23 protein-coding genes are annotated in these 24,871 nt (G+C 60.4%); 13 read left to right on the top strand and 10 right to left on the bottom strand.

Going from position 1 to position 24,871, the window contains the following annotated elements; translation table 11 throughout:
* Positions 1-34: 34 nt before the first annotated feature.
* The 3 genes from INHI_RS0110955 to pepN all read right to left on the bottom strand — a co-directional run bounded on the left by INHI_RS0110955 (position 35) and on the right by pepN (position 4,682).
* Positions 35-1,267, bottom strand: a complete 1,233-nt coding sequence (locus INHI_RS0110955) for a hypothetical protein (protein WP_254656870.1) — start codon at positions 1,265-1,267, stop codon at positions 35-37.
* A 274-nt stretch (positions 1,268-1,541) separates the two neighbouring features.
* Positions 1,542-1,994: a hypothetical protein gene (locus INHI_RS0110950; protein WP_027247668.1), complete on the bottom strand. Its 453-nt coding sequence runs from the start codon at positions 1,992-1,994 to the stop codon at positions 1,542-1,544.
* A 123-nt stretch (positions 1,995-2,117) separates the two neighbouring features.
* Positions 2,118-4,682, bottom strand: coding sequence for an aminopeptidase N (gene pepN / locus INHI_RS0110945; RefSeq protein WP_027247667.1), 2,565 nt, complete (start codon positions 4,680-4,682; stop codon positions 2,118-2,120).
* Between the two features lie 121 nt (positions 4,683-4,803).
* On the opposite strand from pepN, the gene INHI_RS0110940 reads away from it, so the two are divergent.
* The 4 genes from INHI_RS0110940 to INHI_RS0110925 all read left to right on the top strand — a co-directional run bounded on the left by INHI_RS0110940 (position 4,804) and on the right by INHI_RS0110925 (position 8,873).
* Positions 4,804-5,004 (top strand): hypothetical protein, encoded by a 201-nt coding sequence (locus INHI_RS0110940; RefSeq protein ID WP_014874107.1) that lies wholly within the window; start codon positions 4,804-4,806, stop codon positions 5,002-5,004.
* 235 nt (positions 5,005-5,239) lie between these two features.
* Positions 5,240-7,372, top strand: coding sequence for a malate synthase G (locus INHI_RS0110935; protein ID WP_027247666.1), 2,133 nt, complete (start codon positions 5,240-5,242; stop codon positions 7,370-7,372).
* A 75-nt stretch (positions 7,373-7,447) separates the two neighbouring features.
* A complete protein-coding gene (locus INHI_RS0110930) occupies positions 7,448-7,873 on the top strand; it encodes a GlcG/HbpS family heme-binding protein (RefSeq protein ID WP_014879548.1) in 426 nt (141 codons plus the stop codon).
* A 220-nt stretch (positions 7,874-8,093) separates the two neighbouring features.
* Entirely contained in the window at positions 8,094-8,873 is a 780-nt protein-coding gene (locus INHI_RS0110925) for a gamma-glutamyl-gamma-aminobutyrate hydrolase family protein (protein ID WP_014874110.1), read from the top strand.
* A 69-nt stretch (positions 8,874-8,942) separates the two neighbouring features.
* Here INHI_RS0110925 and INHI_RS0110920 read toward each other — a convergent pair whose 3' ends face one another.
* Positions 8,943-11,183, bottom strand: a complete 2,241-nt coding sequence (locus INHI_RS0110920) for a xanthine dehydrogenase family protein molybdopterin-binding subunit (RefSeq protein WP_027247665.1) — start codon at positions 11,181-11,183, stop codon at positions 8,943-8,945.
* A 4-nt stretch (positions 11,184-11,187) separates the two neighbouring features.
* The gene (locus tag INHI_RS0110915; protein WP_027247664.1) at positions 11,188-11,652 is read right to left on the bottom strand and encodes a (2Fe-2S)-binding protein; all 465 of its coding nucleotides are present in this window, start codon (positions 11,650-11,652) and stop codon (positions 11,188-11,190) included.
* 99 nt (positions 11,653-11,751) lie between these two features.
* Between INHI_RS0110915 and INHI_RS0110910 the strand changes: the two genes are divergently transcribed.
* Entirely contained in the window at positions 11,752-12,333 is a 582-nt protein-coding gene (locus INHI_RS0110910) for a TetR/AcrR family transcriptional regulator (protein ID WP_027247663.1), read from the top strand.
* A gap of 38 nt (positions 12,334-12,371) precedes the next feature.
* Here INHI_RS0110910 and kynA read toward each other — a convergent pair whose 3' ends face one another.
* The 4 genes from kynA to INHI_RS0110890 all read right to left on the bottom strand — a co-directional run bounded on the left by kynA (position 12,372) and on the right by INHI_RS0110890 (position 15,795).
* Entirely contained in the window at positions 12,372-13,205 is an 834-nt protein-coding gene (kynA, locus tag INHI_RS0110905) for a tryptophan 2,3-dioxygenase (RefSeq protein WP_014874114.1), read from the bottom strand.
* Between the two features lie 152 nt (positions 13,206-13,357).
* A complete protein-coding gene (gene kynU / locus INHI_RS0110900; protein ID WP_027247662.1) occupies positions 13,358-14,551 on the bottom strand; it encodes a kynureninase in 1,194 nt (397 codons plus the stop codon).
* Between the two features lie 93 nt (positions 14,552-14,644).
* Complete coding sequence (locus tag INHI_RS0110895) at positions 14,645-15,043, bottom strand: MmcQ/YjbR family DNA-binding protein (protein ID WP_014874116.1); 399 nt, start codon at positions 15,041-15,043, stop codon at positions 14,645-14,647.
* On the bottom strand, positions 15,043-15,795 hold the full coding sequence (locus INHI_RS0110890; protein WP_014879556.1) for an SDR family NAD(P)-dependent oxidoreductase: 753 nt from the start codon (positions 15,793-15,795) through the stop codon (positions 15,043-15,045). The genes INHI_RS0110895 and INHI_RS0110890 overlap by 1 nt, the downstream gene beginning before the upstream one ends.
* A 246-nt stretch (positions 15,796-16,041) precedes the next feature.
* Between INHI_RS0110890 and INHI_RS0110885 the strand changes: the two genes are divergently transcribed.
* The 8 genes from INHI_RS0110885 to INHI_RS0110850 all read left to right on the top strand — a co-directional run bounded on the left by INHI_RS0110885 (position 16,042) and on the right by INHI_RS0110850 (position 23,587).
* Complete coding sequence (locus INHI_RS0110885) at positions 16,042-16,995, top strand: MBL fold metallo-hydrolase (RefSeq protein WP_027247661.1); 954 nt, start codon at positions 16,042-16,044, stop codon at positions 16,993-16,995.
* A gap of 286 nt (positions 16,996-17,281) precedes the next feature.
* Entirely contained in the window at positions 17,282-17,743 is a 462-nt protein-coding gene (locus tag INHI_RS0110880; protein ID WP_027247660.1) for a methyltransferase family protein, read from the top strand.
* Between the two features lie 137 nt (positions 17,744-17,880).
* Positions 17,881-19,452, top strand: coding sequence for a Re/Si-specific NAD(P)(+) transhydrogenase subunit alpha (locus INHI_RS0110875; RefSeq protein ID WP_014874120.1), 1,572 nt, complete (start codon positions 17,881-17,883; stop codon positions 19,450-19,452).
* A 13-nt stretch (positions 19,453-19,465) separates the two neighbouring features.
* A complete protein-coding gene (locus tag INHI_RS0110870) occupies positions 19,466-20,899 on the top strand; it encodes an NAD(P)(+) transhydrogenase (Re/Si-specific) subunit beta (protein WP_027247659.1) in 1,434 nt (477 codons plus the stop codon).
* A 98-nt stretch (positions 20,900-20,997) separates the two neighbouring features.
* Positions 20,998-21,372, top strand: coding sequence for a VOC family protein (locus INHI_RS0110865; RefSeq protein WP_014879559.1), 375 nt, complete (start codon positions 20,998-21,000; stop codon positions 21,370-21,372).
* Positions 21,373-21,442: 70 nt separating this feature from the next.
* On the top strand, positions 21,443-21,811 hold the full coding sequence (locus INHI_RS0110860; protein ID WP_027247657.1) for a MerR family transcriptional regulator: 369 nt from the start codon (positions 21,443-21,445) through the stop codon (positions 21,809-21,811).
* Positions 21,804-22,175 carry a carboxymuconolactone decarboxylase family protein gene (locus INHI_RS0110855; protein ID WP_027247656.1) on the top strand — a complete coding sequence of 124 codons (372 nt, stop codon included), beginning with the start codon at positions 21,804-21,806 and terminating at the stop codon, positions 22,173-22,175. The genes INHI_RS0110860 and INHI_RS0110855 overlap by 8 nt, the downstream gene beginning before the upstream one ends.
* Before the next feature lie 131 nt (positions 22,176-22,306).
* Positions 22,307-23,587: a DUF3422 family protein gene (locus INHI_RS0110850; protein WP_014879562.1), complete on the top strand. Its 1,281-nt coding sequence runs from the start codon at positions 22,307-22,309 to the stop codon at positions 23,585-23,587.
* On the opposite strand, the gene INHI_RS0110845 is transcribed toward INHI_RS0110850, so the two are convergent.
* A complete protein-coding gene (locus INHI_RS0110845) occupies positions 23,523-24,596 on the bottom strand; it encodes a YeeE/YedE family protein (RefSeq protein WP_014879563.1) in 1,074 nt (357 codons plus the stop codon). The two genes, INHI_RS0110850 and INHI_RS0110845, sit on opposite strands and share 65 nt — an antisense overlap.
* Positions 24,597-24,871: the final 275 nt, after the last annotated feature.

Genomic DNA, 24,871 nt, shown 5'->3' with positions numbered 1-24,871 from the left:
TATGAGGCCAGCGCAGGCGCGTGAAGCGCCTGTCCTAGTTTGAGGTGACCCGCAGACCCTTGGCGGAGAATTCCACCCGCTGGCCAGCTTCGATTTCGTGGCGGAACAGTTTCGCGATAAAGGCCAGCGCATCCTTGCGCCCATGATCGGCAAAGCGGCGCGGTGAGGCGATGCGCAGGTTGTTGTCGAACCGCTGTGCGGCGTGGGCCCAGATCAGGGGATGGATTTCGCGCAGATGGTCGCGGATCAGCCACTCCGCCGCCTCCACGATTTCAGCGCGCTGCGGGGTGCCCTTGGCGGCGGTTTCCTCACTATAGCGCAGGGCCACGGCGCAATAGGAGGCAAGAAGGTTGATCATCTCCTGATCAGGGCGGCGGGCCACGATATCGCGCAGACCATCCATGAAGAAATCGATATCGACACGGGCGCAGGCCTCCGGGTCCAGCGCGATGGCATCGAAATAGACCCAGGCATAGGCGCCGTGGCCCCATGTGGCCTCAGTGCGGGCGGCCGTACGGCGGGCCTCCAGTTCGAGTGCGGTATAGTCGCCGAACCAGCGCGGCAGCATATGGGTGCCAAGGCTGCGCATGTGCCGGTGATTGTCGGGATCAAGATCAATCAGGGCTGCAAAATCATCGGCGACCTGCGTGGTGCCGGCAGAGCGTTGCCCGGCCAGAAGGGCGGTTTTGGCGGCGGCAATGAAGGGGCTGTTGAGCGCAATGCCGTCCAGCGGGTGCAACAGGGCGGCGGCCCGGTCGAAATGGGCCGCACAGCGCTGCCCGTTCGCGACGGTGATCGATAAGACATCGGAATAGCCCCGCCAGATCCATGCCACATCAATATGGGCAAGGGCCACCAAGGTGCGCAGATAAGGATCGTCGCGATGCTCGACGCACATGGCCTCCAGCCCCATGACCCCTTCGATCATCTTGCGCCGGTCTGCGGCGTGGCCGAGGCTCAGCGCGTGTTCGACGGCATTGACCACATCGCTGCGGGCGCCATGGGCCAGCAGTTCGGCGACGGGAAGGCCATGTGGCGTATTGCGTCGCGCCTTATCCGCCTCTGCGATCCGGGAGGAGAGGTCCCCCCAGCGATCCTGGCGGGCGAGAAATTGCCCCTGATCCTGTAGCGCGGCACAGTCGCTGCCGGAGTGCGCAGGATCGCAGATTGGCACGATCAGCTGCTCAGCTGATTGCCCGACAGGGCTGCCATGGCAATGCCGCTTGGATGCGCTGTCGTGAACCGTCGTTGGCTTTGCTAAGGGCACGGGGTGCCCGTTTGCGGTCTGGACTGTCGTTGCGCGCCCGTCTCCGGGTAGAAATGTCGCAAAAACCTGTTTGATAAGATCGCGCGCTGGGGTGTTTTTGTTGAGCATATCTATGTCCGCGTGCTGGCAGCTTAAATCACTGGAAACAAACTGACCCGGCTTTGGGGCGCAATCATGGCGGGAGCGCGCCATTGCAGAGAACGATTGGGATATTCCAGTGGCAGGTTAACGGGCGTTAAGAATTGAGTTGGCAGCGGGGCCGCCGCTCAGAACGCTAGAAAATCTGGAAATGATGTCGCTCAACCCGAAGACCGGCTGCGCTCAGCGCCTGCTCAAAACCTTGGTGGGGTGGCAGGCAATCCGGCGGAATACGCAGGCGTTTGCCATTGTCCGTGTGAACCGTGGCGCGATGGGAGAAATCCCATCGCCTGTCGAGCCTGATGTGGCTGATCCGACCCAAAGGGATATCTGTGCTGCCGGAAGTGGCGTTGCGCCAGCTGAGGCCCTTGTTGTCCAGCGCCAGCACAGCGGTCGGGTTGCGCCATAGATCCCACAGGCCGGGGAGCAGGGGCAGTGCCAGAACCACAGTGATCCAGACGGCTGCGGAGACATAAAGGGATATGGTCAGGATACCGGCGGCCCATAGGGCAAGCGCCGTGACAAGCTGCGGTGTGCGGGCGGCCCGGCTGTAGCGATAGACCGCTTGGGAGGTGTCGCCGTCAGGCATCTGCCACGCCTAGAGCGACATGGTGGTGGCAGAAATCAGGCCGACGGCAGAGCGGCACAATTTCAGGACCTGTCGAGGGGAACGGGCAGCCTGACCGCCCGTTCTTTATGCGTATGGCAGGCGTCACCCCTGCAGGATCCGGCTGACCATTTCATGGGTGTCACGGCTCAGCCCCTCTGTCGCGAGAATGCGCTCCAGCTCAACCCGGATCAACGCCTGTCGGGTACTGTCGTAGCGTTTCCAGGTCTGGAAGGCCGCGCACATCCGCGCGGTGGTCTGCGGGTTGAGGTTATCCAGCGCGATCAGATTTTCGGCCAGCAACTGATAGCCCGCGCCGCTGGCATGGTGGAAGCCCGCGTGATTGCCAGCGAGCGCGCCCATGACGGCGCGGAAGCGGTTGGGGTTCTTCATGTCAAACAGGGCGTGACGGGTCAAATCCATCGCGACCTTTGCCGCTGCGTCCGGGGCTGCACAGGCCACCTGCAGCGCGAACCATTTGTCCATCACCAGACGGTCATTCTGCCATTGGTCGAAGAAGGCCTGGCTTTGCCTCTCACCATTCTCCGCCTTCATCAGTGCGGCCAGCGCCGCATATTGCTGGGTCATATTGTCGGCAGCCTGATACTGGCGTGCGGCCTGTTCGCCGCCATCAAGCCGGGTCAGCAGGGACAGTATACGACCGTTCAGCGCCCGCAGACCGGCACCATTGGCATCGGGCTGGTATGGGCCATCAACGGTGGTCGCCGCATACAGCCGGGGCAGGCTGGTTTCCAACTGCTGGGCCAGGGTCTGGGCGAAAGTTTCTGCCGCGTCGTAAATCTTCTGCGGATCGGGGGTGACACCCCGGTCGTGCAGAGTTTGGGCGATCTCGGACTGGCTGGGGGGCGATAGCACCAGCGCGCGGAAGGCCGGATCAAGCGTATCATCGCGCACCAGTTTTTCCAGCGCATCAAGATAAGCGCCGTCGGGCGCGGCACCCTCGGTCACCATGGTGACGCGGGTTTCGGTGGCCAGCGCGTTGCCCGCCCCCCAGCGGTTGAAGGGATCGGTGTCATGCGCCAGCAGGAAGGCGCGTTCTGCGTTGGTGGTCTCGCGCTCCAGGATCACCGGGGCCGAAAACTCGCGCAGGATGGAGGGCACCGGTTTCGAGGCGAGGCCGTCAAAGGTGAAGCTCTGCTTGGCTTCGGTCAACTCCAGCACTTCTGTGGCGCGCAGCTCATCGCCGTTGGCGGCGAGTAGCCCCACCGCGAGGGGAATGACACGAGGGGCCTTGTCGGGCTGACCGGGGGTGGGCGGCGTCGATTGCTCAAAGGTGAGGGTATAGCTGCCGTCAGCGTAATCCTCAGAGACCTGCACCCGCGGGGTGCCCGCCTGACTGTACCAGAGTTTGAACTGGCTCAGATCGCGCCCGGTGGCGTCTTCAAACACCCTCAACCAGTCCTCAATGGTGCAGGCCTGACCGTCGTGCCGATCAAAGTAGAGATCCAGCGCCTTGTCGTAGTTGTCGTCGCCCACCAGTCGCTTGAGCATGCCAATCACTTCGGCACCTTTCTCGTAAACGGTGGCGGTGTAGAAGTTGTTGATCTCCTGGAACTGTTCCGGTCGCGGCGGATGGGCGAGGGGGCCGTTATCCTCAGGGAACTGGCGGGCGCGCAGGGCAATCACATCCTCAATCCGCTTCACCGGCTCGGAGCGCATGTCCGCAGTGAACTGGGCATCACGGAAAACGGTCAGACCTTCCTTGAGGCACAGCTGGAACCAGTCGCGGCAGGTGATCCGGTTGCCGGTCCAGTTGTGGAAATACTCATGGGCGATGATCGCTTCGATCCGTTCGAAATTGGCATCCGTGGAAGTCTCGGGCGAGGCCAGAACGCAGGAGGAGTTGAAGATGTTCAGCCCCTTGTTTTCCATCGCGCCCATGTTGAAGTCATCCACCGCCACGATGTTGAAGATATCCAGATCGTATTCGCGGCCATAGACATCCTCGTCCCATTTCATCGACTTCTTCAGGGCTTCCATGCCAAAGGCGCATTTGCCCTCATCCCCCGGACGGACCCAGATGTTCAGCTCGACATCCTTGCCGGACCGGGTGGTGAAGCGGTCGGGGTGGTTCACCAGATCGCCGGCCACCAGCGCAAAGAGATAGGCCGGTTTTGGCCAGGGGTCGTGCCACTCCGCCCAACCCTCGCCTGAACCGGCGGGGTTGCCATTGGACAGGAGGACCGTTTCATCGCCCTCAATCCGGACCGAGAAGGTCGACATCACATCGGGGCGGTCGGGGTAGTAGGTGATCTTGCGAAAGCCCTCGGCCTCACATTGGGTGCAATACATGCCGCTGGACATATAAAGCCCCTCCAGCGCGGTGTTGGCGGCGGGGGCGATCTCCACCTCTGCTTCCCAGGTGAAGGGGGTATCGGGTGTGTCGCAGATGAGGCCGCCCGCGATCAGCTCGGGCGTTACAGGGGCACCGTCGATCTTGGCGGAGATGAGTTTCAGTGCTTCACCGTGCAGGAAGAACCGCGGATCGGCAGCATTGTCCTTGGGGGAAAAGCGGATCTTGCTCAGCACGCGGGTCGAATTCGGCGCCAGTTTGAACGTCAGCTCGACCGCCTCCACCTCAAATCCGAAGGGTTTGTAATCTTTCAGATAAAATGTCTCCGGTGCGGTGGCGGGTGCGGCATCTTTCATGGTTTTTTCCTGTTCCATGGAACCCGGGCGGGTCGGTCAGCGTATCTATTACAAGCCTGTGTACCAGCGGCTGCGGCCCCGCGCCAGCAACCGCGCAAACTTGTAGACAAAGGAGCGGCCCATGTCGGCACCTGACACCAATGTTGAACGCGAAGAGAAGCTGCACAAACCGGCCCTGCTGGGGATCCGGGGGGTCGTCGTGGCTGTGCTGCTGATGTTCGCCGTGTTCCTGCTTTGGGTTTTCAACAAGGGCGGCGAGCAGGATGTCGTTGAAACGCCGCAAACGGCTGCCGAGGTGCAGGCGACCATCGCGGACAACTGATCCAATCTCCCGAATATTTGAAATTCCTCCCCGACTGGACCCGGCAGCGCTCTGCCGGGTTTTTTTCGTTTGCCGGGATGGTGGAGCAGGGCATAGGTGATGAGCTACATCTATAAGGGATATTTGAAGCAGCTTCACGATAATTGGTAAACTAATATTACCACCAGCGTTGCCGATAGGAAACTTTTGGTGTATCCGGGACGACAACACGCGCATTTATTAGGAGGATCACCCCATGAGCGGGATGCAGGAACGTCATGATATGCAGGTGGCCGACACGCTGGTGTCCTTCATCGAAGACAAGGCTTTGCCCGGCACTGGTGTGACAGCGGATGCGTTCTGGGCCGGTCTGGCTGGTCTGGTCAATGGCATGGGGGATGAAAACCGTGCCCTTCTGGCAAAACGTGCCGATCTGCAGGGGCAGATTGACGCCTGGCATATCGAACGCAAAGGGCAGGCCCATGACGCCACCGCCTATGAGGCGTTTCTGCGCGATATCGACTACCTGCTGCCCGAGGGCGATGACTTTGAGATCGAGACGCAGAATGTTGACGATGAAATCGCCAATGTTCCGGGGCCGCAGCTGGTGGTTCCGATCACCAACGCGCGGTTTGCATTGAATGCGGCCAATGCGCGTTGGGGCAGCCTCTATGATGCGCTTTATGGCACCGATGCCATGGGCGATCTGCCTGAGGGCAAGGGCTATGATGCCGGGCGCGGCGCGCGGGTGATCGCCTGGGGCCGTGGGTTCCTTGATCAGACTTTTCCGCTGGCTGAGGGCTCGTGGAACGATTGTGCCGGCCTGTCGGTGGAGGGCGGCGCGCTGGTGCCTGCGCTCAAAGACGCCGCGCAGTTCGCAGGCTATGAAGGCGATGCCGCCACGCCGGGTAAGATCCTGTTGAAGAACAATGGCCTGCACGCGGTGATTGTCGTGGATGCCAACGGGAATATCGGCAAGGGCGATCAGGCGGGGATCAATGATATCGTCCTCGAGTCCGCGCTCTCGACCATCATGGATTGCGAAGATTCCGTGGCCTGCGTCGATGGTGAGGACAAGGTTACTGCCTATGCGAACTGGCTGGGCCTGATGAAACGGGACCTTGCTGAAGAGGTGACGAAGGGGGACGAAACCTTCACTCGCGTGCTGAACAACGATCAAACCTTCACCGCGCCGGATGGGTCTGATCTGGTGCTTAAGGGCCGTTCACTGCTGCTGGTGCGCAACGTGGGCCATCTGATGACCAACCCCGCCGTTCGCGACAGCGCCGGGCGCGAGGCAGGCGAGGGCTTCATTGATGCGATGGTCACCGTTCTCTGCGCGATGCATGATCTTCAGGCCGAGGGTGGCAACTCGCTGCATGGCTCGGTCTATGTGGTGAAGCCCAAGATGCACGGGCCCGAAGAGGTTGCCTTTACCGATCGGATTTTCGCCCATGTCGAAGACGCGCTGGGCCTGCCGCGTCATACTGTGAAGATCGGGATCATGGACGAAGAGCGTCGCACCTCGGTGAACCTCAAATCCTGCATCCGCGCTGCGAAACACCGGGTTGCCTTCATTAATACAGGCTTCCTTGACCGGACCGGCGACGAGATCCACACCTCAATGGAAGCGGGTGCGATGATGCGCAAGGGCGAGATGAAATCGACGCCCTGGATTGCCTCTTACGAGGATCGCAATGTCGATATCGGACTGGCCTGTGGTTTGAAAGGGCGCGCCCAGATCGGCAAGGGGATGTGGGCGATGCCGGACCGTATGGGCGAGATGCTGGAGGCTAAGATCGGCCATCCGAAGTCCGGCGCGACCTGTGCCTGGGTGCCGTCGCCGACCGCCGCGACGCTGCATGCGACGCATTACCATCGCGTGAATGTCCACGAGGTCCAGGACCAGCTGAAAGCGGGCGGCGCGCGGGGCACGCTGGATGATCTGCTGACAATTCCGGTGATGCAGGGCGAGAACCTGTCGGATGCGGAGATCGCGCAGGAGATCGAGAACAACGCACAGGGCATTCTGGGCTATGTGGTGCGCTGGGTTGATCAGGGCGTGGGGTGCTCCAAGGTGCCTGACATTCACAATGTCGGCCTGATGGAAGACCGTGCGACTTGCCGGATTTCCAGTCAGGCGCTGGCCAACTGGTTGCATCATGGCATCGTGGACGAAACACAGGTCATGGCCGCGATGCAGAAAATGGCCGCAGTCGTGGACGGACAGAATGCGAGCGACGCCAGCTACACGCCAATGGCACCGGGATTTGATGGAATTGCCTTTCAGGCGGCCTGCGATCTGGTGTTCCGCGGTCGTATTCAGCCCTCCGGCTATACCGAGCCGGTGCTGCATGCGCGCCGCCTTGAACTGAAGGCGCAAGGCTAAAGAAGACAGATGGGGTCGGGCGCTGTGCCCGGCCCCTTTTTTACGAACCTACCAAAGCATATCAAGGACACCGAAATGACCCTTACATTGGATCAGGCCCGCAGCATCATCGAACATACCCGGGCGAAGGGCCGCGAGATGGCGCTTAAGCCGTTGTCGGTGGTCGTTCTGGACGCGGGCGGCCATGTGCTCGCGTTTGAACGTGAAGATGGCGCTGCACCGGGCCGCTTTGCGATTGCGCATGGCAAGGCTTACGGCGCGGTGATGTTGGGCATGGCGGGTACGGCCCAGATGGCGCGCGCGGAGCAACAGGCCTATTTCATGGCTGCGGTGAACGGTGTCTATGGCGGGCAGGTTATCCCGGTTCCGGGAGGAGTGTTGCTGCGCAGCGAAGCGGGTGCTGTGATCGGCGCGGTCGGTGTTACCGGTGATACCTCTGACAATGACGCGGAGGCCGCGATGGCGGGCATCCGGGCAACCGGGCTTAGCGGCGAGGCGTGATCGCTTCGCCCGGCGCCAAGCGAAGCCGGGCGGGTCGCCAACTCCAAGAAAACCCGAAAGCTGCGGAAAGCTGCGGCGCATATGCAGCTTTTTACGGAATGACGGCGGGTTGCGCCCCTTAGGGGAATTGCAACCCGCCGCAGCGTGGCTGTAGGATTGTCCCGACCCGGTCGTGCCCTTGCAAGGTGCAAGGGCCGATGCCCAAATCGTTGAGGACAGAATGACACGCCCCAAAGTCGGCATTATTGGCAACTCCTACCTGATCAACGACGAATACCCCGCCCATGCCGGGGGGACCATGAACTCCGAGGCGGTGGCCGAGGTTGCGGGCTGTATGCCACTGCTGATCCCATCTGATCCACGGTTCCTGTCTGTTGAGGAGTTGCTGGAGAGTTTCGACGGCTTCCTGCTGACCGGCGGGCGTCCCAATGTGCATCCAAATGAATATGGTGAGGCGGAAACCGATGCGCATGGGGCCTTTGACCGGGCGCGTGATGCCATCGCGCTGCCGCTGGTGCGCGCCTGCGTGGAGCGGGGTCAGCCATTCCTTGGCATTTGTCGCGGCTTTCAAGAGGTGAATGTGGCCATGGGTGGCACGCTTTATCCGGAGATCCGTGACCTGCCAGGGCGCATGAACCACCGGATGCCGCCGGATGGCACGCTGGAAGAGAAATTCGCCATGCGCCATATTGTGGAACTGACCGAGGGCGGTGTGTTCCACCGTCTGTTCGGCGCGGCAGAGGTGATGACCAACTCGCTGCATGGGCAGGGGATCAAGGCGCCGGGAAGCCGGATCGTGATTGACGGAACTGCGCCTGATGGCACGCCTGAGGCGATTTATGTTAAGGACGCCCCCGGCTTTACCCTTGCGGTGCAATGGCACCCGGAATGGGATGCCGCCAATGATCCGGTGTCGCGGCCTTTGTTCACCGCTTTTGGCGATGCGGTGCGTGACTGGGCCGAGGGTGCGGGCAGGCCAGACCAACGGAAATCAGCCTGAGACGTCCGACCTTTGAATACCAGTAGCAGCCTTTGTTAGCACCGCCTTTAGGGCGGTGCCGCTGGTCTTTCAGATCAACAGATCAAACTCATGCATCAGTGGCAGTTGCTGTGCGCGTTTGCCGGTCAGATCAAACAGCGCATTGGCCAATGCTGGTGCGGCAGGCGGTGTGCCGGGTTCACCGGCACCGCCCATGCGAGGCTGGTTTTCCAGCAATTCTACCTGAACTGTCGGCATCGTGTGCATGCGCAGCGCGTCATAGTCGGGGAAGTTCTCCTGCTCGACCGCGCCGCCATCAATGGTGATCTCCCCAAAGCAGGCGGCGGATAGACCATAGACCATACCGCCAAACATCTGCGCGCGGGTGTTCTTCGGGTCGATGACGCGCCCCAGATCGGCGGCAATCCAGGCGTCGGTCATGCGGATCTGGCCATCCTCATCGGCCACTTCGATTACCTGAGCGACCGGCGTGCCAAAGCTGTAGGCCATGGCGACGCCGCGCCCGATGCCGTCGGGTGTCTTGCCAGTCCAGCCAGACATGTCACGGACGGTCTCCAGCACCTTGGCTGCCGGTTCCCATTCGGCGCGGGCCAGCTCCAGCCTGAAGTCCAGCGGATCACGTCCGGCGGCATGGGCCATCTCGTCGATGATACAATCAGAGAAAAACCCGTTGAAAGATGCCCCGACTGAGCGCCAGAAGCCAACGGGGAGCATGGGTTTGGCCAGATAACCCTCCACCCGGAAGTTGGGAATGGCGAGCGGCTGGTTGAAGGCCGCGTCCACATGTCCCTTGTCCGGGCCGCTCATCGGTAGGCCCAGCATTCGGCCTGCGCCCTCAACCGTGGTGGATTGGGCGGCAATCTTACCGTGGACCATGACCGCTTTGCCGTCTTTGACCGCTGCACGATAGCGCGCGATGGCTCCGGGGCGGTAGACGTCATGGCGCATGTCTTCCTCGCGGCTCCAGGTCAGTTGAACCGGTGTCCCTTGCATCTGCATCGCGATTTGGACGGCACGGTCGGTGTAGTCGGTTTCAATCCGCCGACCAAACCCACCGCCGAGATAGGTGGTGTTCACCTCCACCGCATCAACATCCAGCCCCGCAAGCGTGGCGGCTTTTTTCTGTACCACGGTCGGGCCTTGGTTCGGGGCCCAGATCTGCAAGACATCGCCGGAATAGAGCGCGGTGGCATTCATCGGTTCCATCGTGGCGTGGGCGAGGTAAGGCAGGCGGTATTCAGCCTCGATGACGGTCGCGCCTTCTGGTAGCGCGTCCACATTGCCATCGTCCCGCATGGTGGAATTTGGTGCGGCGTCAAAGCTGCGGGCGATTTCGTCAAAAATTGCCTCAGTCGTCTCTGGGTAGGGGGCTTTTTCCCAGGTGACATCAATGGCATCGACGGCCTGCTGGGCAAGCCATGTATTGTTGGCCACGACTGCAACCGCATCGCCAAGGTCGAGGATCTTATCGACACCGGCCATCCCCTCGGCAGCGCTGGCGTCAAAGGCGGTTTTGCCGACGCCGAAATGCGGGCTTTGCCGGATGGCAGCAAATTTCATGCCGGGCAGGCGGACGTCGACGCCAAATTCTGCCGTGCCCGTGACCTTGGCCACCATATCAATGCGCGGCACGTCCTTGCCGATCAACCGCCATTCAGAGGCCTTGCGCAGATCGGTTTCGATGGGGGTCAGATTTGCAGCGGTACGGGCCAGATCTGCGTAGGGAAGGCGCGTGCCGTCAGGGGTGATGACATGGCCGTCCTCGGTCGTGAGCTGATCGCGGCTGATACCCAGTTGATCCGCCGCCGCCTGTTTCAACGTCTCGCGGGCGCTGGCGCCTGCATGGCGCATCCGCTCAAACCCGTCGCGCATGGAAGACGAACCGCCAGTCACTTGCAGATCAAGAAACTTGGCCATGTGGCCAACGATCTCACCCAAGGAATGTTGTAGAGCAGAGCCATCATAGCCCCGTCCGGGCAGCGCCTCTGACATCATGGCGCTGTTGTAATAGGCCTTGGCAGCGGGGCCGTGCAGGACCGTGACCTTGGCCGGATCCACGTCCAGCTCTTCGGCGATCAGGCTGGCCCATGCAGATTTCACGCCCTGTCCCATCTCGGCCCTTGGCGCGATCAGCGTGACGCCGGACTGATCCACGAAAACAAAGGGGTTAAGGACCGAGCGGCCGTCCTTCTGTGCCAGAGGGTTGGGGGCAGGCTGGTGGTATTTATAGGTGCCAAAGGCGACGCCGCCGACGATGGCGGCAGAGCCGATGAGGAAGCTGCGACGGGCGATTTTCTTGAGGCTGGCCATAAGATCAGGCCTCCTTCATCATGCTGGCGGCGTCATGGATGGCGGCGCGGATACGGGGGTAGGTGCCACAACGGCAGAGGTTACCCTGCATCGCCTCGTCGATTTCGGCATCACTGGGGGAAGGGTTTTCCGCCAGTAGGCTGGCGGCCTGCATGATCTGGCCAGACTGGCAGTAGCCACATTGGGCCACCTGATTGGCGACCCAAGCCTTTTGCACGGCGGCCATTGTGTCGGGGGCGCCGACCCCTTCGATCGTGGTGACGTCTCCCCAGACATCGAAGAGCGCCACCTGACAGGAGCGCACCGCCTCGCCATCGATATGCACCGTGCAGGCGCCGCAGGCCGCAACGCCGCAGCCAAATTTGGTGCCGGTCAGGCCAATCTCATCCCGCAGAACCCACAGCAGGGGCACGTCGTCCGGCAGGTCGACCTCATGCGGTGTTCCATTGATGCGAAGGGTGGTGGACATTGTGGGCTCTTCCTCGATTGGCTGACGTGATGACATAATTGGCGTATTTTGTCAGAGTGTCAATTGACATAATTGGGGTGAACTGTCAGAAGCGGTTTCATGATGAGTTCGTCCAGCGACCCGAAACAACGTGCCATTCTTGAAGCAGCCTGGGGGGGATTTGCCACCTACGGGTATCGCAAGACCTCAATGGACGACATTGCAAGGCGGGCGGGCATGTCGCGGCCGGCGCTCTATCTGCACTTCAGAAACAAGGAAGCGATCCTGAAAGCGCTGATTGATGCGCATTATGCGGAGACTGCTGATCGGCTCCGCGCGGCGCTGGCGTCTGAGGGTGCGATAGAGGCGCAGCTGCTTGCGGCCTTCGAGGCGCAGGGCGGTGAGGCGATGGAAGCAATGTTGAACACGCCCCATGGAATGGAAGTGCTGGAAGCCAGCATGAGCAGCGCCGGGGATCACATTGACGCAGGCGAGGCGCTCCTGCGGGATGTTTACGCGACATGGCTGGCTGAGATGGCTGCGGCTGGCGCCATACGGTTGACAGGCGCGGCGGAAGAGGTCGCGCGCACATTTTGTAGCGCGATGAAAGGCGTCAAGCATACCTCTGCGGACTATGACAGCTATCGCGCTGGCGTACGTCAGTTGGCGCAGCTGTTTGCGGCGGGGCTTTCCCCGCGCTGAGGCAGACCCAGCACGGGCCTGCCTCAGAGAGTGTCGTGTCAGAGTGCGGTGCGTAAGTGCCAGAGTTCGGGAAAGAGTTCCACCTCAAGCATCCGTTTCAGGTAGCTGACACCGCCGGTGCCGCCTGTGCCGCGCTTAAAGCCGATGACGCGTTCTACTGTAGTCACATGGTTGAAACGCCAGCGGCGGAAGTAATCCTCAAAATCCACCAGCTTTTCTGCCAGTTCGTAGAGATCCCAATGCGCCTCGGTGTCGCGGTAGACTTCGCTCCATGCCGCCTCAACCGCGGGGTGGGGCGTGTAGGCCTCTGACAGGTTGCGGTTCAGCACCTCCTTCGGCAGGTCGAAGCGCTGACCAAGGGTCCGCAGCGCCACATCGTAGAGCGAGGGCTGGCTCAGCTCGTCTTCCAGAAGGGCCAGAACGTCGGGTCGATGGGCGTGCGGGCGCAACATCGCCTTGTTGCGATTGCCCAACATAAATTCGATCTGGCGGTACTGGTGTGATTGAAAGCCCGAGCTTTGCCCCAACTCATCGCGAAAGGCGCTGTAGTCTGAGGGCGTCATGGTGCGCAGCACATCCCAGGCAGAATTCAGCTGTTCAAATATACGGGCCACGCGGGCGAGCATCTTGAACGCCTCATGCGGCTTGTTCGCCAGCAGGCGACTGCGCGCAGCGGTCAACTCGTGAATGGCGAGACGCATCCAGAGTTCTGAGGTCTGATGCTGGATGATGAACAGCATCTCATCATGGGTGTTGGTCCAGGTTTTCTGCGCGTTCAGCAGCAGATCCAGCGACAGGTAATCGCCATAGGACATACGTCCGTCAAACGACATCTGCGCGCCTTCTTTGGCGGGATCATAGGGGGTGGACATGGAAAGGCTCCTTGGTGTTCCGGTAGTGTATCAGATTGTGGAAACAGGAGCCTTTCTCGAATTGAGCGTGCCGCATTGGGCCAGCCGCCGCCACAGGGCGACCCAGCCGGCCGGACGGCACAGGGGCACGCGATATGCGGGCAGGGTTGCCATCAGGTGACGGCGTTGCGGGTTTTGTATTCGGCGCTGTCCCACAACGCGTTGGTTATCACGTCCTCTATGATATCGACGGCGGCCCGCACATCGCCCTGGTCAATATAAAGCGGGGTAAAGCCAAAGCGCATGATATCCGGCGCACGGAAGTCACCAACCACGCCACGGGCAATCAGCGCCTGCATGGCGGCGTAGCCTTCGTGGAAGCGGAAAGACACCTGGCTGCCACGGACGGTACCGTCGCGGGGCGAGGCAAGTGTCAGATCGGGGCAGCGGGATTCGACCTCGGTAATGAACAGATCGCAGAGTTCAATGGATTTGGCACGGACATCGGCCATATCGGCCATGTCCCAGATATCCATGGAGGCCTCAAGTGCGGCGAGCTGCAATACGGGCGGGGTGCCGACCCGCATCCGTTCGATGCCGTTGCCGGGTTTGTAATTCAGATCGAAATCAAACGGGGCCGCGTGGCCAAGCCAGCCAGAGAGCGCCGGGCGCGCCTTTTCCGCATGGCGGGGGGCGACATAGATGAAGGCCGGGCCGCCGGGGCCGCTGTTGAGGTATTTGTAGGTGCAGCCAACGGCGAAATCGGCCTTGCAGCCTGCCAGATCCACTGGCAGCGCGCCTGCGGAGTGCGCCAGATCCCAGACCGTCACGACACCGGCGGCATGGGCCTGTTCGGTCAGGGCCTTCATGTCGTGTTTGCGACCGGTGCGATAATCAACTTCGGTCAGCATCAGCACGGCAATGTCGTCGGTGAGATTGGCGCTGACCTCTTCCGGTGCAACGACGCGCAGGGAATAGTCCGGGCCAAGCGATTTCACCAGGCCTTCGACCATGTAGAGGTCGGAGGGGAAATTGCCGTTGTCGGACAGGACCACCTTGCGGGTTGGGTTCAGCTCCAGCGCGGAGGCAACGGCCTGATAGACCTTGATCGACAGGGTGTCGCCCATGACAACGTGACCCGGTTCGGCGCCGATCAGCCGGGCAATCCGGTCGCCAATAGCGGTGGGTTTCTGCATCCAGCCAGCCTTGTTCCAGCCAGTGATGAGCATTTCGCCCCATTCGTCCTCGATCGTGCCACGAACCCGTTCAGCGGTGGCGCGTGGCATCGGGCCGAGTGAATTTCCGTCGAGGTAGATCATCCCCTCTGGCAGGGAAAACATGGCCTTGGTTGCGGAAAAATCGGTCATCTGAACCTCGTGAGCATGGATGGTCTGGCGGTTATATATTTTAGGCTTAAAGCTTCTGAAGTGCTATCGCATCGGACCGCGCCTGTCCAGAGTTTAGGATCCAGGATCCGCGCTGGCTTCGCCACCCGGCTGCGGTTCTGGGATGCCCAGCTCGGCGCGCTTGCGTTTTGACAGGCCCGCGGTGACGAGGCTGTAGGACAGGCTGATCTGTTCCTTCAGTTCGGCGTCGCTGAGGCCGGGGTCCTTGAAATGCTGCAGCCATTTCATCCCGCGCGAGGCCAGGTAGGGCGCTGGGCGGACGCCCGGCCGTTCTTGCAGAACCTCAAAGGCGATCTCTCCGGTCTTGAAGGTAAAGGCGTCCTTGCCATCGGCCCAACCGCAGATGGCAAAGACCTTGCCACCTGCCTTCCAGACGTCTGCATTGCCCCATTGAACCACATGGGATGTCGCCGGGAATGTGGCGCAGAAGCTGTTGAACTCCTCGCGGGTCATCAGGTCTGCCCACCTGCGATTTCAATGGTCTGCCCATTGATCGACTGGGAGCCGGGCCCGCAAAGCCACAGTAGGGCGGCAGCGACTTCATCGGGCAGAATCAGGCGTTTGTGGCGATTGGCGGAGACCATGATCTTGAGCGCATCTTCCTCACTGACGCCTGCGCGCTGAGAAATTGAGGTCACGTTACGGTCGATGATCGGTGTGTCCACGTAGCCGGGGCAGAGCGCGTTGAATGTATAAGGCGTGCCCAGATAATCCTCGCTCAGCGACCGGGTCAGGCCAATCAGCCCATGTTTGCTGGCCGAATAGCAGGGCGCCCCCTGCAACCCGCGCAGACCTGCGATGGAGGACACGGTCATGACGCGGCCCCAGTCGGTCTGGCGCATGGATTTCATAGATTCACGGATGGTCAGAAAGGCGCCGTCCAGATTTGTGGCCATCATGTTGCGCCAGAATTCCATCGACATCTTATGCAGGGCCTTGCCCTCGGCGATGCCTGCATTGGGCACACAGATCTGGATCGGCCCGCGGGCGGCAGTGGCAGCGTCGATCTTGGCGATGACATCCGCTTCGTCACGTACATCCATCGCCAGCGGATGCAGTCCTTCGGTTGCGACCTCCTCCAGCACCTCCTGCCTGCGTCCGGTGATGGTGACCTCTGCGCCTTCAGCGGCTAGCGCCTGTGCCATCGCCAGACCAATGCCGGTGCCGCCGCCGGTGATCAACGCGTGTTTTCCCTTGAGTGTCATGGTCTTGCTCCGCTGTTGGTGTTTTTTTCCGGGCTACCTGCCGGTTGTGCAAAGAGCCTAACCGTCGCGTGATGGCAGGCAAGATCTCCGTCCCGTCACTTTGTCCGGCATTTAAGAGCCACGGATATGGGCCACGGGAAATTTGTCGCTTTGGGTCACCACGCAGATGTTGTTTACATAAATATTCCAATGTGTGAATGTCATGCCAAAGGTGGCGACAGGTCACCGTTGCAGATGGAGGATGATATGAAAGCTCTCGCCCTTGGCCTAGTGGTCACGCTGATATCGCCCGCAGCTGCGCTGGCGAGCGAAGATATCGCCGACCAATACCCCCAGTCCGAGCTCTATGCCAAACCCGTTGAGGTGATTCCGCAGGTGTTTTCTGCCATCGGTGCCACCGCGCCGCCAACCTATGAGAACGCAGGTCACAACAATAATCTCAGTTTTGTGGTGACCACCGAAGGCGTTGTTGTGATCAATGCGGGTGCATCTGATGCGCTGGCTGCCGCGCTCCATGCGGAGATCAAGACGGTGACCGATCAGCCGGTGGTGCTGGTGATCAATGAAAACGGGCAGGGCCACGCAATGCTGGGCAATGGCTATTGGCGCGATCAGGGTGTGGATGTTCTGGCGCATGTGGATGCCACAGCAGAGGTGACGGAAAACGGTCATTTCATCCTGCAGGGCATGCAAAGCTACAACAAGGACAGGGCAGGGGAGACGCGGATTGAACCGGCCAACCTCAGCTTTGAGGATCGGTATGATCTGTCGCTGGGGGGCGTCGATTTTCAGATCCTACATCTGGGCCCGGCCCATGATCCGGGCGATACTCAGGTCTGGATTCCGCAGTGGGGCATTCTGATCGCTGGAGATATCGCATTTCATGAACGGATGTTGCCGATTTTTGAACACACCTGCACCAGCTGCTGGATCGAGACCTGGCAGGAGAAGCTGGAGCCCCTGAACCCGACCTATGTAATCCCCGGTCACGGCCATCCGACCAATTTTGATCAGGTGAGGCGCTATACGCTGGACTACCTCGTGGATCTGCGCAGCAAGATTGGTACCCATATCGAAGAGGGCGGCGATCTGGCGTCGGCTTATTACGTGGATCAGGCCCGCTGGCAGCAGTTGGACACCTTCGAGGAACTGGCGACCAAGAATGCAGGCCGCGTCTATGAGGAAATGGAGTGGGAATAGTCCAAGCCTGCCTTATCCTTGGCTGGTGACGGTCTTGTGAGGACAGATGGATTCCATTTGCGCCGCCGCTTCCGGTAAGCATGCCAAAGTATACGTGGTCATTTGTAACATTATGTGCAGGATCATGCCGCAAACGGAACGGATTCGCCGTTCCGCGACCATTTTGGGCAATCTGTCCTTATCCTTCGGTCGTCCTGTTCGGGGGCTGGACCTTCTGACCACTTAGGGGAAAACTGCCGCTGATGTGCCTATCAAAAGACAAGGGTCGCCCGGAGTGTCGCCTGCAATGAAATGGATCGACGTGCCTCCGGTTTGGCTGCTGGGGTTTGCTGTACTGGCGTGGTGCCAGGCGCAGTTCCTGCCCTTGGGGCTGGGGTTTTCAACGGGCCCCATTGCCGCGATCATTGATCTTCTGAGCGGTTTGTTGGTCGGGGCGGGGATCGTGCTGATGCTGCTGGCCGTTGTAGAGATGCGGCGCCAGAAGACAACGCTTCACCCGCATGGTGATCCAAGCCAGCTGGTGCAATCCGGTATTTTCAAACGCAGCCGCAATCCGATCTACCTTGGCGATTGCTTGCTTCTGCTGGGGCTGGTCTTGCGGTTTGATGCCGTTCTGTCGCTGGCACTGTTGCCAATTTTTGTCTGGGTGCTGGAGCGGCGGTTCATTCTGCCGGAAGAAAACCGGCTGCGCAGGCAATTTCGCGCGGACTGGGCGCGGTATGAACAAAAGACACGGCGATGGCTGTGATGGATTTGCGGCACTGCGGCAATCCGTTGCGGCGACGCAGCGAAACTGTTGCGCAAAAATGTTGCGCAATGTAGTCAAAATATTTGCGATACGTGCTCAGTAGGTCTGGCGCGGGGACAAAGAGGGGGACCGACAAGGTGAAAATAGGCACGCCAAAAGAAGTGTTTGAGGGCGAGGCGCGGGTTGCGATGACCCCGGACTCTGCGGTTCAGCTGCAAAAGCTGGGCTATACCTGTGCGATTGAGACGGGCGCAGGTGCGGCGGCGGGATTTGCAGATGCCACATATGAGGCTGTTGGCGTTGAGATCGTCAAAACACCGGCCGCCCTGTGGAAAGCGGCGGATATCGTGGCCAAGGTGCGCCAGCCGACCGAGACGGAACTGAAGCGGATGACAGCGGGTAAGACGCTGATCTCCTTCTTCAACCCGGGGGGCAATGAGGCCGGTATGGAGCTTGCGCGCTCCAAGGGCGCCAATGTGATCGCGATGGAAATGGTGCCGCGGATTTCCCGCGCGCAGAAAATGGACGCGCTGTCCTCCATGGCCAATATCGCGGGTTATCGCGCGGTGATCGAGGCGGGGAATAACTTTGGTCGGTTCTTTACGGGTCAGATCACGGCAGCGGGCAAGGTGCCCCCGGCCAAGGTTCTGGTTGTCGGGGCAGGCGTTGCCGGTCTGGCCGCGATTGGGGCATCCACCAGCCTTGGCGCGATCACCTATGCCTTTGACGTGCGCCCGGAAGTGGCTGAGCAGGTCGAAAGCATGGGCGCAGAGTTCGTCTATCTCGATTTTGAGGAAAGCCAGCAGGACGGTGCGGCAACCGGTGGTTATGCGGCTGTTTCCAGCCCCGAGTTTCGCGAGGCCCAGTTGGCCAAGTTCCGCGAATTGGCCCCTGATGTTGATATCGTCATCACCACCGCGCTGATCCCCAACCGCGAGGCTCCTAAGCTGTGGCTTGAGGATATGGTTGCGGCAATGAAGCCTGGGTCCGTCATCATTGACCTTGCAGCTGAAAAAGGCGGCAATGTCGAAGGCACGGTGATGGACGAGAAGGTCGTGACCGAGAATGGCGTGACTATCATCGGCTATACCGATTTCCCGAGCCGCATGGCCGCGCAGGCCTCGACGCTTTATGCCACCAACATCCGCCATATGATGACTGACCTGACGCCCGAGAAGGACGGTCAGATCAATCACGACATGGAAGACGATGTGATCCGTGGCGCGACTGTGACCTTTGAGAAGGAAATCACCTTCCCACCGCCACCGCCCAAGGTGCAGGCCATCGCGGCCCAGCCGAAGAAAGAGGTGAAGGAGCTGACGCCCGAAGAGAAGCGGGCGCAGGAAGTCGAAGCCTTCAAGCAGCAGACCAAGAACCAGGTCACCCTGCTGGCTGTCGGCGGTGCCTTGGTGCTGTTTGTGGGACTGTTTGCACCCGCCAGCTTCATGCAGCATTTCATCGTGTTTGCGCTGGCCTGTTTCGTGGGCTTCCAGGTGATCTGGGGCGTTGCACACTCGCTGCATACACCGCTGATGGCTGTCACCAATGCGATTTCCTCGATCATTATCCTTGGTGCGTTGATGCAGATCGGGTCCGGGTCGTTCCTTGTGATCTTCCTTGCGGCACTGTCAGTGTTCATGGCCGGGATCAATATCTTCGGCGGTTTCCTCGTCACCCGGCGCATGCTTGCCATGTTCCAGAAATCTTAAGGAGGCCGGCATAATGGACTTCGGCTTTACAACTGCCGCCTATGTGGTTGCGGCTGTTCTCTTCATCTTGTCGCTGGGCGGTCTGAGCGGTCAGGAAAGCGCGAAACGCGCGGTTTGGTACGGTATCGCCGGTATGGCGCTGGCGGTTCTGGCAACGCTGATTGGCCCCGGTGCTGGTCTGTGGCTGTTGTCGATCATCTTGATCGCCGCAGGCGGTATCATCGGCTACTACGTCGCCAAACGCGTGCAGATGACCGAAATGCCGCAACTGGTTGCGGCGATGCACTCGCTGGTGGGGCTGGCTGCGGTGTTCGTGGGCTTCATCGCCCATATCGAGCTGGGTCGCGTTCTGGCGATGGATGACACCGCCAAGAAGGCGCTCGAAGGATTTGGTGCGCTTCTGGCCAAGAAAGACGGTGTTGAGATCGCAATCCTGCGGGTTGAACTGTTCCTTGGTGTCTTCATCGGTGCTGTGACCTTTACCGGGTCGGTGATTGCCTATGGCAAGCTGGCAGGCAAAGTGTCCTCGGCGGCGACCAAACTGCCGGGCGGCCATATGCTGAACGCCGGTGCTGCGGGTCTCTCGCTGATCTGTCTGATCTGGTATTTCAACACTGGCGGTTTCTTCCCGCTGTTCCTGATGACTCTGGCGGCGCTGTTCATCGGCTACCACCTGATCATGGGTATTGGCGGCGCGGATATGCCCGTGGTTGTCTCCATGCTGAACAGCTACTCAGGCTGGGCCGCAGCGGCGATTGGCTTCTCGCTGGGCAATGATCTGTTGATCGTGGTTGGTGCGCTTGTGGGCTCCTCTGGTGCGATCCTCAGCTACATCATGTGCAAGGCGATGAACCGGTCGTTTGTGTCGGTGATCCTTGGTGGTTTTGGCGGCACGGTGGGTCCGGCGATGGAGATCGACGGTGAGCAGATCGCGATTGATGCCGATGGTGTGGCCGCAGCCCTAGATGAGGCCGACAGTGTCGTCATCATTCCTGGCTACGGTATGGCAGTGGCGCAGGCCCAGCAGAATGTGGCTGAGCTGACCCGCCGTCTGCGCGCCAAGGGCAAGAACGTCCGCTTTGCGATCCATCCGGTTGCCGGTCGTTTGCCGGGCCATATGAACGTGCTCCTCGCAGAGGCGAAAGTGCCTTACGACATCGTGCTGGAAATGGATGAGATCAACGACGATTTCCCGGAAACCGACGTGGCGATCGTCATTGGCTCCAACGACATCGTGAACCCGGCGGCACAGGAAGACCCGAACTCGCCCATCGCTGGCATGCCAGTGCTGGAATGCTGGAAGGCGAAACAAGTGTTTGTCTCAAAACGGGGGCAGGGTACGGGCTACTCGGGCATCGAGAACCCGCTGTTCTTCAAGGAGAATACGCGCATGTTCTATGGCGATGCCAAGGCCAGCCTGGATAAACTGCTGACTATGATCAGCTGATTGTTCACCTCATCGCTGCACACATCGAAAGAGCGCTCCTGACAGGGCGCTCTTTTTCTTTGGGCCTGTGGTACCATAGGGCAGCCGAGGAGGATGATATGGAAAAGGCCCAAGGCATAGGTGGCGTGTTTTTCCGCGCCAAAGACCCCGAAGCGCTCAGCCGATGGTACAATGACCATCTGGGAATCGACCCTGTTGGGGGGACACCCTGGATGCAACAAGGGGGGTATACTGTCTTTGCCCCGTTTGCCGAGGATACCGATTATTTCGGAGATCAGACCAAGCAGTGGATGATCAATTTCCGGGTGACGGATCTGGCCGCGATGATCGCACAGCTGACCGCCGCAGACATTGCTGTTGAGACGCGGCCGGAGTGGGACGGTGAGATTGGCTATTTCGCGCGGTTGCATGACCCGGAAGGCAATCCGATAGAACTCTGGCAACCGATTGGACGGGCTGCAGATACTGCTTGAGCTGGAGCGTACTCCAACCGCTAGGATGTTCCGACTCACCCATGATGGGTGGGCAGCAAGAGAGACGTGCATGAAGATTTCAGAAGTGGCGATGGCCACAGGCCTGAGCGTAGATACCCTGCGCTTTTACGAGAAGATTGGGTTGATCGATCCGCCCGCACGCGATGCCGCCGGGCGGCGCGTCTATGACCGTGATATCCTCGGCTGGATCCGTTTTCTGGGTCAGTTGAACGCCACCGGAATGAAACAGGCGGATCGGGTCCGCTATGCCCGGTTGCGGGCGCGGGGGCGGGACACACTGGCCGAACGGCGCGAAATGCTGGAGGCCCACCGCGAGGTGATCCGCCGACAGCTGGAGCAGCTTCATGACACGCTTGCCCTGATGGATCGCAAGGTGGCGATCTACCACGACTTGGAAAAGGAAAGCGCAGATGTCTGACGCATTGACCAATGGCCGCAATCTTCTGGCAGAGCTGAACCCAAATCTGGAAGCGATTTTGGCAGAGCGCTACGACGCACATCTGCCGGGAATGGCGGAGAGCCTGGTGGAATGGGCCTATGGGCGCCACTACGCGCGTGAGGGTCTGGACCTGCGCACACGGCAGCTCTGTACGATTGCCGCGCTGACGGCGCTGGGCGCTCAGACGACGCCGCAGTTGAAGATAAACATCGCCCACACCCGTGCGGCGGGGGCAAGCGAAGCCGAGATTCTGGAGGTCATCTGGCAGATGGAGATCTATGGCGGCATGCCTGAGGCCATCAATGGTTTGAATGCGGCGATTGAGGTGTTCGAGGCGGCGTAATGTCGATGTCTGGCGTCGAGTATTCCGTGATTGTATACGGTTGTATCCTGTTAAAGCTTTGAAATAACGTAATTCTTTACAGGTTGCTCCACCTCGGCTAACTTGTGGTCTGCTGCTCAGGGAGACCACAGATGCCGCCGATCCAAGACCACCCGCTGCGCTACCAGCTGGCCAATGAGCTGCATGCCCGCCCGTTCCCGACGATGAGCAACCCCTCAACGGTGATCTATCTTGCAATCAAACAGCCGCAAGAGGCGGTGCATCGTGATCGCAGCCAGGACCTCGCACATCTGGTGGCCTTGCTGGACCGGCATGGTGTGCCGCATCCCAAACCGGGTGCGACGCATCATTCCGCGCAACTGGGGCGTCATACCCTGAAATGGGAACAGCACACCGAATTTGTGTCTTACACGCTGTATTTTGATGGCATCAGCGAGCGACCTTACGATCCTGCGGATTTCGATGTGTTCCCGTCTGATTGGCTGTCCGAGGCGCCGGGCCAACGCATTACCTCGCTGATGTTGCGAGTCCTGCCACGCGGCGAGGTTGCGGATGTGCGCCGCGCGCTGACCGATTGGTTTGTCCCTGAGAGTCTGGCCGTTGCGCGGGTGCTGGATGACAGCTGTGTGGTGGCTGGGGATTTCCGTATTGATCCAGCCGGTCACATGCGGTTTGCCGTCTTTCCGAACAGGGAAACGGGCGCCCAGCGGATTGGCCGGGTGGTGCAGCGTCTTTGCGAGATCGAAACATATCGCGCCATGTCGATGCTCGGCTTTTCCCGGGCGCGCGGCCTCAGCCCAACGATTGGGGCGCTTGATACACATCTGAGCGAAATGATGGTGGAGATGACCGGCGACCGAATGCCCGCCGAACAGACATTGTCGCAGCTGCTGATCGTCTCTGCTGAGTTGGAAGCGATGGCAGCGCAGGCTGCGTTTCGCTTTGGGGCGACGGGGGCCTATGATGCGCTGGTCAACCAGCGCATTGCGCTGCTACGGGAGGCTCGGTTTGAAGGGTATCAGACCTTTGCCGAGTTCATGTTGCGCCGGTTTGAGCCTGCCATGCGGACCGTAAAATCGACCGAAGGACGGCTGGCCACTTTGGCAGACAGGGCACGGCGTGCAGGGGAACTGTTGCGGACCCGCGTGGATGTTGAACGCAGCGCACAAAATCAGGCGCTGTTGGAAAGCATGGACCGGCGCGCAGATATGGCGTTGCGTCTGCAGCACACGGTGGAGGGGCTGTCAGTGGTTGCGATCAGCTACTATGCCGTGTCGCTGGCGTCTTATGCGCTCTACCCCCTTGCCAAGGTCTTGGACCTCAGCAAGGGCATGATGACGGCAGCGCTTACTCTGCCGGTTGTACTGCTGGTGTGGCTCGCTGTGCGTCAGATCCGGAAGCGGCTGCATTGATCCAGGCATCTGCGGCCAGGCCACCTGCTGCGATTGACACCAGCGCCAGCACCGCGGCAAGGCTGAGTGTCGGAATACCCGCAAGGCCTGCACCAACGGTGCAACCGCCTGCCAGAACACCGCCAATACCCATCAACACAGCGCCACTGAGGTAGCGGCCTGTCTGGCGCGGGCTCTCAAAGCTCTGCCATTGAAAACTGCCACTCAGGAGGGCGGCGACCAGCGCGCCGATCAGCACGCCACCGACCAGACCAGTACCAAAGCCAGCCGGTACGGCACTGGAGGCCAGAGTATAGAACAGAGTCTCGGCAGAGGGCGCGGTAAACGACAGGCTCTCCATCGCGATCGGGTCAAATTCGTCGAACAGCACATAGCCAGTGCCCACCCAGGCAAGCGGCACCAGCGCGCCGATCAGTGCCCCGCCGAGCAGTGGCAGCGCACGATTGCCGGAGCGCAGGGCTAGGACAAGCGCAGCAGCAGCGATCACTGCGGCAACCACCAAGGGCGCACCGGTCAGTGTCGCCAATGAGGCATAGTCGCCGACCGGCAAGGTTACGCCGCCAATCCAGGTGCGCAACGGAGCAAGCACGCCTTTAAGCGTGGCATGGGCAACAATGGCAAAGGTCACGATCACCACCAGCGCGCGTAGGTTACCGCTGCCGGTCAGCACCATCAGCCGGGAGACACAGCCGCGTGTCAGCACCATCCCGACGCCGAACATCACCCCGCCGAGGATCACAGCAGCGATGGGCAGATCGGCCACCATCAGGCGATGCTCGGCAAAGCTGATCCAGCCAAGCGCCACACCCGCCTGTGTCCCGAGAACGGCGACAGCCAGTGCCATCGCCCAGACGCCTGCGGCCTGTCGGCGATCCTCACCGACCACGGCGCGGCGAAAGCAAAACCGGGTCAGCTGCGCGAGGCCGCCAAAGAGGATCCCGAGACCCAGGGCAAACAGGACCGAAACCGCGCGGGCGGTGGTGTCTTCAAAGCCAAGTGTTTCGAACATATGCGGTCTCCGTGACTGCGACAGGGCTGCGACGAGATTCGTCGCTTTTGGAATATTTTCCCGAAATGACTGTTTTGTCGGCGGTGGGCAAGCCTCGGATCCAGATGTGACCACGCAGCGTGTAGGAGAATATTCTGTCTGGGTCGGTCTATCTGGGCCAGACGTCCTGACGCGTTCGCAGCAGACAAAAACAAACCGGCCACCTTGGGGAAGTGGCCGGTTGATATGTTTTTATTTGAATGTGTAGGGGTGTTTGCCGCTACACGCGCCTCTCG

Origin of the sequence: Phaeobacter inhibens DSM 16374 (assembly GCF_000473105.1) — a bacterium.
In the GTDB taxonomy this organism is placed as follows: domain Bacteria; phylum Pseudomonadota; class Alphaproteobacteria; order Rhodobacterales; family Rhodobacteraceae; genus Phaeobacter; species Phaeobacter inhibens.
This window is presented reverse-complemented; position numbering and strand designations above follow the sequence as displayed.